This is a genomic window from Cellulomonas septica (assembly GCF_012396155.1).
Classification (GTDB): domain Bacteria; phylum Actinomycetota; class Actinomycetes; order Actinomycetales; family Cellulomonadaceae; genus Cellulomonas; species Cellulomonas septica.
Window position 1 is genome coordinate 1 of sequence record NZ_JAAXOY010000052.1, and the last position, 10,183, is coordinate 10,183.

Sequence of the window (10,183 nt, forward strand, 5' to 3'; positions counted from 1 at the left end):
CGCCGTCGGTCGCGCGCCGGCTCGTGCAGCAGGTCCGCGGCGACGCGGAGCGGCTCACGGCGCGTGAGCAGGAGGTCCTCGCGGGCGTCGCGCGCGGGCTGTCGAACGCCGCGATCGGCCGCGAGCTGTTCATCACCGAGGCGACCGTCAAGACGCACCTGCTGCGCGCGTTCGCGAAGCTCGGCGTCGACGACCGGACGCGCGCGGTGACCGTCGCGATCGAACGCGGCATCCTGCCCGGCGCCTGAGACCCGGCCCACCCGGTCGGCCTGCCGCGTGCCGTGACCGGCGCGCGGACGGGGTCGTCGCACCGCGCGCCGCGGACGCTAGCGTGACGGGGCGACGGCACGGCGGCACTGCGGGAGGCGGCACGATGGGCAAGGTCCACGAGCGGATCGACGAGCGCATGCGCCGCTTCCTCCTCGCGCAGCACGTGTTCTTCGTCGCGACCGCCCCGAGCGGCCCGGACGGGCACGTCAACGTGTCGCCCAAGGGCGTCGACGGGTCGTTCGTGGTCCTCGACGACCACACCGTCGCGTACCTGGACCTCACCGCGAGCGGCGCCGAGACCATCGCGCACCTGCGGGAGAACGGCCGGATCACGGTGATGTTCTGCGCCTTCGACGGTCCGCCGAACATCGTGCGGCTGCACGGCCGGGGCCGGTTCGTGACGCTCTACGACGACGGCTTCGCCGAGCTGCTCGCGCTGTTCCCCGAGACGCGCGGCGCGCGCGCCGTCGTGGTCGTCGACGTCGAGCGTGTCTCCGACTCGTGCGGGTACGGCGTGCCGCTCATGGACTACGTGGGCGAGCGGGACCTGCTGCCGCCGTACATGGAGCGCAAGGGGGCCGACGGCCAGGCGGCGTACCGCCGGCTGAAGAACCGCACGAGCATCGACGGCCTGCCGGCGTTCGACTTCGACCCCGAGCCGGCCGTCTGAGGCGGCGGTATCTGGCGGGCGCCCGCGGGGCTCCTTCGGGTGTGGGCATCGCACCGCGTCCGCCCGACAGCGCCCACGCGGCGGACGTCCCGACGGTGCTCGGCGCGACGACGACGTCGGGCCCGGCACCGCACCGCTGGGGGATCCCCCTGCCCTTCGTCCCGAGGTGGTGCCTCGTGCGCAAGTCGATCGTCTCCCTCCTTGCTCTGCTCCTCGTCGCAGGCCTGAGCCTGCTCACCGCCCCGGCCGCGTCGGCCGCCCCCTACTGCGGACAGCGGTGGGGCTCGCTCGCGAAGTCCGCGGACGGCTTCTCGGCGGGCTACGTCACGAACGTCCGCGCCGGCCGGCACGACTGCTACGACCGGCTCGTCCTCGACGTGTCCGCGCCCGTGGAGGGGTGGTCGGTGCAGTACGTCGACGTCATCCGGCAGGACGGCTCCGGCTTCCCCGTGCACGTCGGTGGCGGGGCACGCCTCGCGGTCGTCGCGCACGCGGGCGTCGACACGGACGACGTGCCCTTCGTGAGCGGTCAGCGGCTCGTGAACACCTCGTCCTACCGGACGTTCCGGGACGTCGTGTGGGTCGGCAGCTACGAGGGGTACACGACGGTCGGGCTCGGGGTGCGCGCCCGGCTCCCGTTCCGCGTCTTCGCGCTGGCGGGTCCGGGTGGCGGTTCGCGGCTCGTCATCGACGTCGGTCACCAGTGGTGCGCGACCGGCACGACCTGCTGACGCGGGCGCCGGGTATCACCGCGCGGCGGGGCGGCTCCTCCAGGTGCGGGCCCGTCCCGCCCGCCTGCACACGCCCGCGCCGTCGGACGCCACGCGGTGCGGACCCCGACGACGTCGTCGCGTCCGCGCCGCACCACCGGGGAGACCCCTGCCCTTCGTCCTGAGGTGGTGCCTCGTGCGCAAGTCGATCGTCTCCGTTCTCGCTCTCGCTCTCGTCGCAGGCCTGCACCTGCTCTCGGCCCCCGCCGCGTCCGCGGCGCCGTACTGCGGTCAGGTGTGGGGCTCGCTCGACAAGTCCGCCTTCGGCTACCCGTCGGGGGCCGTCACCGACGTCAGAGCCGGTCGGCACGACTGCTACGACCGGCTCGTCCTCGACGTCGACGCGCCGCTCGCCGGGTGGTCGGTCAGGTACGTCGACGTGGTCACGCAGGACCCGTCCGGCGTCCCCCTGGACGTCCGCGGAGGGGCGCGACTCCTGGTGGTCGCGCAGGCGGGCGTCGTCGCCACCGACGCGTGGTTCGTCGGTCCCGGTGGCCGGCTCGTCGACACCTCGTCGTACCGCACGTTCCGTGACGTCGTGTTCGCGGGTTCGTTCGAGAGCGTGACGTCCATCGGGCTCGGCGTGCGCGCCCGGCTGCCGTTCCGGGCGTTCGTGCTCGCGGGTCCGGGCGGCGGCTCGCGGCTCGTCGTGGACGTCGGGCACCAGTGGTGCGCGACCGGGACGACCTGCTGACGCGTCCGCAGGGGGCGGCCGTCCGACCTGCGGGGACGGACGGCCGCCCTTCCGATGGGTGGACACGTGAACCATCATGTGAGACGGCGTGACACCGAACCGACGGAGGCGTAGGGTCGCTCGGGTGCAGACGATCCTTGTAGTACTTCCTGAGCGCGCCGGCTGAGGCCACCGCACCAGGTCTCGTCCGCGCGCGCACCCCTCGTCCCGCCTCCCACGTCGGGGCCCGAGGGGTTTTTCTGTGTTCCGGCCCGACGAACACCCCACCGCACCACCCAGGGAGACACCGATGGTCCAGGGTCCTCACCCGGCACCGCCGCGAACGCCCGCGCCGCCCGTCCCGCAGGCCAGCCCCGCCGCCGTCGCGCACCCCCGCGCCGACCGCGAGCGCGTCCCGGCCGCCCCGACGACGGTCGAGAAGGTCACGGGCGCGCAGTCGATCGTCCGCTCGCTCGAGGAGCAGGGCGTCGAGGCCGTCTTCGGCATCCCGGGCGGCGCGATCCTCCCGCTGTACGACCCGCTCATGGACTCCGCGAAGGTGCGGCACATCCTCGTGCGGCACGAGCAGGGCGGCGGCCACGCGGCCGCCGGGTACGCCGCCGCGACCGGCAAGGTCGGCGTCTGCATGGCGACGTCCGGCCCGGGTGCGACCAACCTCGTGACCCCCATCGCCGACGCGCACATGGACTCGGTGCCGCTCGTCGCGATCACGGGCCAGGTCGTCGCGTCGCTCATCGGCACCGACGGGTTCCAGGAGGCCGACATCGTCGGCATCACGCTCCCGGTGACCAAGCACAACTACCTCGTGACCGACGCGGACGACATCCCGCGCGTGATCGCCGAGGCGTTCCACATCGCCGCGAGCGGACGGCCCGGCCCGGTGCTCGTCGACATCTCGAAGTCGGCCATGCAGGCGCAGACGACGTTCTCGTGGCCGCAGGAGGTGTCGCTGCCCGGCTACCACCCGGTGACCAAGCCGCACGCCAAGCAGATCCGGGAGGCCGCGCGCCTGCTCGCGACGTCCCGGCGGCCCGTGCTGTACGTCGGCGGCGGCGTGATCCGCGCGGGTGCCGCCGCTGAGCTGCGCGCGCTCGTCGACGCGTCGGGCGCCCCGGCCGTGACGACGCTCATGGCCCGCGGCGCGCTGCCCGACACGCACCCGCAGCACCTCGGCATGCCCGGTATGCACGGGACCGTCGCCGCCGTCGCCGCGCTGCAGAAGGCCGACCTCGTGGTCGCGCTCGGCGCGCGGTTCGACGACCGCGTGACCGGCCAGCTCGCGTCGTTCGCGCCGAACGCCACGGTCGTGCACGCCGACATCGACCCCGCGGAGATCGGCAAGAACAAGGCCGTCGACGTGCCGATCGTCGGCGACCTGCGCGAGGTCCTCACCGACCTGCTGCCGGAGCTCGCGCGCGAGCACGGCCAGCACGGCAAGCCCGACCTCGAGGCGTGGTGGAAGCAGCTCGACGCGTGGCGCGAGACGTTCCCGCTGGGCTACGACGAGCCGTCCGACGGGCACCTGGCCCCGCAGCACGTCATCCAGCGGATCGGCGAGCTCTCGGGTCCCGAGGCGATCTACGCCGCGGGCGTGGGCCAGCACCAGATGTGGGCCGCGCAGTTCATCAAGTACCAGCGCCCCAACTCGTGGCTGAACTCGGGCGGCCTCGGCACCATGGGCTACTCCGTGCCCGCCGCGATGGGCGCGAAGGTCGGCCAGCCCGACCGCACGGTGTGGGCGATCGACGGCGACGGCTGCTTCCAGATGACCAACCAGGAGCTCGCCACCTGCACGATCAACGACATCCCGATCAAGGTCGCGGTCATCAACAACTCGTCGCTCGGCATGGTCCGCCAGTGGCAGACGCTGTTCTACGAGTCGCGCTACTCGAACACCGACCTGCACACCGGGCACGGCACCGTGCGCGTGCCCGACTTCGTCAAGCTCGCCGACGCGTACGGCTGCGTGGGCCTGCGCTGCGAGTCGAAGGCCGACGTCGACGCGACCATCAAGCGTGCGCTCGAGATCGACGACCGCCCCGTGGTCGTGGACTTCACCGTGTCCCGCGACGCCATGGTGTGGCCGATGGTCGCCGCCGGCGTCAGCAACGACGACATCCAGTACGCCCGGGGCATCAGCCCCGCGTGGGACCGAGAGGACTGACCCGATGAGCCGCCACACCCTCTCCGTCCTCGTGGAGAACAAGCCCGGCGTCCTGACACGCGTCGCCGGCCTGTTCGCCCGCCGGTCGTTCAACATCCACTCGCTCGCCGTGGGCCCGACGGAGCACGAGGAGATCTCGCGCATCACCGTCGTCGTCGACGTCGACGAGCTGCCCCTGGAGCAGGTGACGAAGCAGCTCAACAAGCTGATCAACGTCATCAAGATCGTCGAGCTCGAGGACGCGTCCTCGGTGCAGCGCGAGCTGCTGCTCGTCAAGGTCAAGGCCGACACCGCGCAGCGCACGTCGGTCCTCGAGGTCGTCCAGCTGTTCCGGGCGCACGTCGTCGACGTCGTCCCGGACACCGTCGTCGTCGAGGCGACGGGCAGCCCCGGCAAGCTCGACGCCCTCCTGACCGCCCTGGAGCCGTTCGGCATCCGTGAGATCGTGCAGTCCGGCACGGTCGCCATCGGCCGCGGCTCGCGCTCGATCACGGACCGGGCGCTCGAGCGCGTCTCGCGCTCCGCCTGACACCCTTCACGACTGCACCAACGAACACCAACGAGGAGATCCACCGTGGCTGAGCTGTTCTACGACGACGACGCCGACCTGTCGGTCATCCAGTCCAAGAAGGTCGCCGTCATCGGCTACGGCAGCCAGGGGCACGCGCACTCCCTGAACCTGCGCGACTCGGGCGTCGACGTCACCGTCGGCCTCCGTGAGGGCTCGGCGTCCCGCGCCAAGGCCGAGAACGAGGGCCTCAAGGTCGCGACGGTCGCCGAGGCGGTCGCCGGTGCCGACGTCGTCGTCGTCCTCGCACCCGACCAGGTGCAGCGGATCGTCTACCGCGACGAGATCGAGCCGAACCTCAAGGACGGCGCCGCGCTCGTCTTCGGGCACGGCTTCAACATCCGCTTCGGCTACATCAAGCCGGCCGCGGGCCACGACGTCCTCATGGTCGCCCCCAAGGGCCCGGGCCACCTGGTCCGCCGCGAGTACGCCGACGGCCGTGGCGTGCCCGTCATCGTCGCCGTCGAGCAGGACGCGTCTGGCGAGGCGTGGAAGCTCGCGCTGTCCTACGCCAAGGGCATCGGCGGCCTGCGCGCCGCGGGCATCAAGACGACGTTCACCGAGGAGACGGAGACCGACCTCTTCGGCGAGCAGGCCGTCCTGTGCGGTGGCGTGTCGCAGCTCATCCAGTACGGCTTCGAGACGCTGACCGAGGCCGGCTACCAGCCCGAGGTCGCGTACTTCGAGGTGCTGCACGAGCTCAAGCTCATCGTCGACCTCATCTTCGAGGGCGGCATCACCAAGCAGCGCTGGTCGGTCTCCGACACGGCCGAGTACGGCGACTACGTCTCGGGCCCGCGCGTCATCACGCCCGACGTCAAGGCGAACATGCAGGCCGTGCTCGCGGACATCCAGAACGGTGCCTTCGCCAAGCGCTTCATCGACGACCAGGACGCCGGCGCGCCGGAGTTCAAGGAGCTGCGCGAGAAGGGCCAGAACCACCCGATCGAGCCCGTGGGCCGCGAGCTGCGCAAGCTGTTCGCGTGGGTCAAGCCTTCCGACTCGGACTATGTCGAGGGTTCCGCCGCTCGCTGACGTGCTGCACGTCTCGACGGGCGTGCGACCGGGCCTCCGCCCAGGTCGCACGCCCGTCGTGCTTCACGCCAAGATGGGCGCACCACCGACGGAGGGACGACGATGACCGACCAGTCGACGATCGGCGCGCACGGCGAGGACCAGCGGATCACCGCGTTCTGGCAGGCGGCCCGCGGGCACCTGGGGCTCGGCAAGCTCGACGCCGTGATGGGGGAGCAGCCGAAGGACGTCGTCCCGCCGCCGTCGTGGTCGTTCGGCGACAACCCCGCGCTCGCCGACCAGCTGCTCGCGCTCGTGCTCGACGGCCGCAAGACGGGCACGTCGACCGCGCTCGCGGAGCTCGAGGACGAGGGCCTGGGCCTGCCGGTCGTGGGCGACCTGTCGATCGTCCTGGACGGCACGGGCGAGCCGCGCGCGCTGCTGCGCACGACCGAGGTCGAGGTCGTGCCGTTCGACCAGGTCGGCGACGACCACGCCCACGCGGAGGGCGAGGACGACCTGTCGCTCGCGTCGTGGCGCACGGAGCACGAGAAGTACTGGCGCCGCGTGCTGGGCGACGACCGGTTCTCGCCCGACCTGGCGGTGGTGACCGAGCGGTTCGAGCTCGTCTACCCGACGAGCGGCCCGACACCGCCCGTCGACTGAACCCGCGCCCCCGGCGCTCGAGGGTCGAGGCGCGGCGACCGCATTCCAGGTATCGAGATGGGCGTTCCGGCCACTGGGACGAGGGTTAGGGTGCTCTCATGGCACCGAACGCTCCTGCCCAGGACCTCCGCCTCGCCGTCGTCGCCGGTGACGGCATCGGGACCGAGGTCGTCGAGCAGGGTCTGCTGGTCCTCGAGGCCGCGCTGCACGGCACGGGCACCACGGTGACGACCACCGACTTCGACCTGGGCGCGCGCCGCTGGCACGCGACGGGCGAGACGCTCACGGACACCGACCTCGACGCGATCCGCGGCCACGACGCGATCCTCCTGGGCGCCATCGGCGACCCGTCCGTCCCGTCGGGCGTCCTGGAGCGCGGTCTGCTGCTCAAGCTCCGTTTCGCGCTGGACCACTACGTCAACCTGCGCCCCGGCCGCCTCTACCCGGGCGTGACGAGCCCGCTCGCGAACCCCGGCGAGGTCGACTTCGTCGTCGTCCGCGAGGGGACCGAGGGCCCGTACGTCGGCAACGGCGGCGCGATCCGCGTCGGCACGCCGGCCGAGGTCGCCAACGAGGTGAGCGTCAACACCGCGTTCGGCGTCGAGCGCGTCGTGCGCGACGCGTTCGCCCGGGCCGCCGCCCGCCCGCGCAAGAAGCTCACGCTCGTGCACAAGCACAACGTCCTCGTGCACGCGGGACACCTGTGGCGCCGCACGGTCGAGGCCGTCAACGCCGAGTTCCCCGACGTCACGGTCGACTACCTGCACGTCGACGCGGCGACGATCTTCCTCGTGACCAACCCGTCGCGGTTCGACGTGATCGTCACGGACAACCTCTTCGGCGACATCCTCACGGACCTCGCCGCGGCGATCACCGGCGGCATCGGCCTGGCCGCGTCGGCGAACATCAACCCGGACCGCACGGCGCCGAGCATGTTCGAGCCCGTGCACGGCTCCGCGCCCGACATCGCGGGCCAGGGCAAGGCCGACCCGACCGCCACGGTGCTGTCGGTCGCGCTCCTGCTCGACCACCTGGGCCAGACGGACGCGGCGCGCCGCGTCGAGGCCGCCGTCGCCGCCGACCTGGTCGAGCGCGGCTCGGCGGACCGAGTACGGTCGACGGCCGAGGTGGGCAAGGACCTCGCCGCGCGCGTCGCCGGCTGACGTCCGCTCCTCGCGCCGCCGCGAGCACGGTCGACCCGTCGTCGACCTGCGGTCCTGGCGCGACCTGTCCACCCGGCCGTCCTCACCGGTACCGTCATCAACGACCCTGGTGAAAGGCCCCCCGACATGAGCACCCTCGCAGCACCCACGTCCGCCGACCAGTTCGAGATCCGGCTGACGGACACCCCGGTCGACCCCGCGACCCGCGCCACGGCGCTGGAGTCGCCCAAGTTCGGCACCGTGTTCACCGAGCACATGGCCCGCATCTCCTACCGGGACGGCGAGGGCTGGCACGACCGACGCGTCGAGAAGTACGGCCCGCTGCAGCTCGACCCCGCGACCGCCGTCCTCCACTACGCGCAGGAGATCTTCGAGGGGCTGAAGGCGTACCAGCACGCCGACGGCTCCGTCTGGACGTTCCGCCCGCAGGCCAACGCCGCACGGTTCGCCCGCTCCGCGCAGCGCCTCGCGCTCCCGGCGCTGTCGGAGGCCGACTTCCTCGGCTCGATCACCGCGCTCGTCCAGACGGACCGTGACTGGGTGCCGTCGGGGGAGGAGACGAGTCTCTACCTGCGGCCGTTCATGTACGCCTCCGAGAGCTTCCTCGGCGTGCGCCCGTCGCTCGAGGCCGAGTACCTCGTCATCGCGTCGCCCGTCGGCCCGTACTTCTCGGGCGGCCTGAAGCCCGTGTCGATCTGGGTCGACACCGAGTACCACCGCGCGGGCGCGGGCGGCACCGGGGCGGCCAAGTGCGGCGGCAACTACGCCGCGAGCCTCCTGCCGCAGCAGAACGCGTACGCCAAGGGCTGCGAGCAGGTCTGCTTCCTCGACGCGACGACGAACACGCTGCTCGAGGAGCTCGGCGGCATGAACATCGTCGTGATCGGCGCCGACGGCAGCGCCTCGACGCCGCCGATCTCGGGCTCGATCCTCGAGGGCGTGACGCGCGGCTCGATCCTCCAGCTCCTGTCCGACGCCGGGCACGAGGTCAACGAGCGGCCCATCCCGCTCGCGGAGCTCCGCGCGGGCATCGAGGACGGCTCGGTCGCCGAGGTGTTCGCGTGCGGCACGGCCGCGGTCGTCACGCCGATCGGCCGCCTCGCGAGCGACGACTTCGACCTCACGGTCGGCGACGGCGGCACGGGCCCGGTCACGGGCCGCATCCGCGCGGAGCTCACCGACATCCAGTACGGCCGCGCGACCGACCGTCACGGCTGGCTGCACCGCCTGGTCTGAGCGCGTCCCCGGACGGACGACGGCGACGAGGGCGGGACCTGGCGACAGTCAGGTCCCGCCCTCGTGCGTGATCCGCTCGTGCTCGTCCGTCAGATTGCGCCCTCGTGCGACAGCGGCCGGTACTCGTCCCTCAGGTCCCGCCCTCGTGCCGGATCGGCCGGTAGCCCTCGAGCGCGGCGAGCCCGCGTCGTGCCGCCTCGGCGCGTGCGGTGTCACCCGCCGACTCGTACAGCTCCGCCTCGTCGGAGAGCCTGCGTGCGGTGAGCTCGGCCAGCGACCGGACCTGCGCGTCCGACCACGGCCAGCCCTCCTTGTACTCGGCGTACTCCGCGGCGCCGATGACGTGCCCGAGCGCGGCGGCGGCGGCGTCCTCGCCGCGCGCGCTCAGGTTGTCGCGCGCGGCGCGCAGGTCGGCCAGCACCGGTGCCTCGTCCATCCCCGCATCGTGCCAGCAGGGCCGCGGTCCGTCCGGCCGCGCCCGTCGGGTCCTCGGGTGAGCGTCCGGCGCGTCAGACCCGCGGGACCGGTCGACGGGTCCAGGTGAGGACGCCCGACAGCAGCGACCAGATCGCGATGCCGATGACGAGGTGCACGATGCCGGTCGCGACGGCGGACGTCGCGTCGTCGGTCCAGGTCAGCGGCAGCAGCGCGGCGACGAGCGTGACGAGGCCGATGATCCAGCCGAAGAACGACCGGGGTCGCGGCGTGGTGAGCACCAGGACGTGCAGGAGCGCGCCGGCCAGGAGGGCGGCGACCACGGCGCCGACGACGAGCGACGTCATGGGCGAGTCCGTGCCGAAGAGGTCCTGGACGACGAGGTCGATGCCGAGGATCTCCTGCAGGACGAGGACGCCGGCGACCGCCACGAGCGCGGCGACGAGCGCCGTGGCGCCGACGCCCGCCCAGTACCGTCCCGCGTCGAGCCCGGGCCGGACCGGGGTGACGGGGACGGCGGCGACGGGGGTGCC

At 72.7% G+C, this 10,183-nt stretch carries 12 protein-coding genes; 10 read left to right on the forward strand and 2 right to left on the reverse strand.

The features are described 5' to 3' along the window. The 10 genes from HGA02_RS04010 to HGA02_RS04055 all read left to right on the forward strand — a co-directional run. Positions 1-248 (forward strand): response regulator transcription factor (locus HGA02_RS04010; RefSeq protein WP_168677820.1); only part of this gene is annotated, 248 nt, incomplete at its 5' end. A gap of 125 nt (positions 249-373) precedes the next feature. Continuing rightward, positions 374-940 (forward strand): pyridoxamine 5'-phosphate oxidase family protein, encoded by a 567-nt coding sequence (locus tag HGA02_RS04015; protein WP_168677822.1) that lies wholly within the window; start codon positions 374-376, stop codon positions 938-940. A 176-nt stretch (positions 941-1,116) separates the two neighbouring features. Further along, the gene (locus tag HGA02_RS04020; RefSeq protein ID WP_168677824.1) at positions 1,117-1,671 is read left to right on the forward strand and encodes an AMIN-like domain-containing (lipo)protein; all 555 of its coding nucleotides are present in this window, start codon (positions 1,117-1,119) and stop codon (positions 1,669-1,671) included. 175 nt (positions 1,672-1,846) lie between these two features. Continuing rightward, the gene (locus HGA02_RS04025; RefSeq protein WP_168677825.1) at positions 1,847-2,404 is read left to right on the forward strand and encodes an AMIN-like domain-containing (lipo)protein; all 558 of its coding nucleotides are present in this window, start codon (positions 1,847-1,849) and stop codon (positions 2,402-2,404) included. A 289-nt stretch (positions 2,405-2,693) separates the two neighbouring features. Beyond that, entirely contained in the window at positions 2,694-4,568 is a 1,875-nt protein-coding gene (locus tag HGA02_RS04030; RefSeq protein ID WP_168677827.1) for an acetolactate synthase large subunit, read from the forward strand. Positions 4,569-4,572: 4 nt separating this feature from the next. Continuing rightward, positions 4,573-5,097 (forward strand): acetolactate synthase small subunit, encoded by a 525-nt coding sequence (ilvN, locus tag HGA02_RS04035; RefSeq protein WP_124342018.1) that lies wholly within the window; start codon positions 4,573-4,575, stop codon positions 5,095-5,097. Between the two features lie 45 nt (positions 5,098-5,142). Next, positions 5,143-6,171, forward strand: coding sequence for a ketol-acid reductoisomerase (gene ilvC, locus HGA02_RS04040; RefSeq protein WP_168677829.1), 1,029 nt, complete (start codon positions 5,143-5,145; stop codon positions 6,169-6,171). 102 nt (positions 6,172-6,273) lie between these two features. Then, complete coding sequence (locus HGA02_RS04045; RefSeq protein ID WP_168677831.1) at positions 6,274-6,816, forward strand: ASCH domain-containing protein; 543 nt, start codon at positions 6,274-6,276, stop codon at positions 6,814-6,816. A 98-nt stretch (positions 6,817-6,914) separates the two neighbouring features. Further along, positions 6,915-7,979 (forward strand): 3-isopropylmalate dehydrogenase, encoded by a 1,065-nt coding sequence (locus HGA02_RS04050; protein ID WP_168677833.1) that lies wholly within the window; start codon positions 6,915-6,917, stop codon positions 7,977-7,979. Between the two features lie 126 nt (positions 7,980-8,105). Then, entirely contained in the window at positions 8,106-9,215 is a 1,110-nt protein-coding gene (locus tag HGA02_RS04055) for a branched-chain amino acid aminotransferase (RefSeq protein ID WP_168677835.1), read from the forward strand. 130 nt (positions 9,216-9,345) lie between these two features. Here the strand turns inward: HGA02_RS04055 and HGA02_RS04060 are convergent, their stop codons facing one another. Both HGA02_RS04060 and HGA02_RS04065 read right to left on the reverse strand, forming a co-directional pair. Beyond that, the gene (locus HGA02_RS04060) at positions 9,346-9,651 is read right to left on the reverse strand and encodes a hypothetical protein (protein WP_168677837.1); all 306 of its coding nucleotides are present in this window, start codon (positions 9,649-9,651) and stop codon (positions 9,346-9,348) included. A 73-nt stretch (positions 9,652-9,724) separates the two neighbouring features. Then, on the reverse strand, positions 9,725-10,183 hold a 459-nt coding region (locus HGA02_RS04065), incomplete at its 5' end, for a DUF6069 family protein (RefSeq protein ID WP_246247407.1).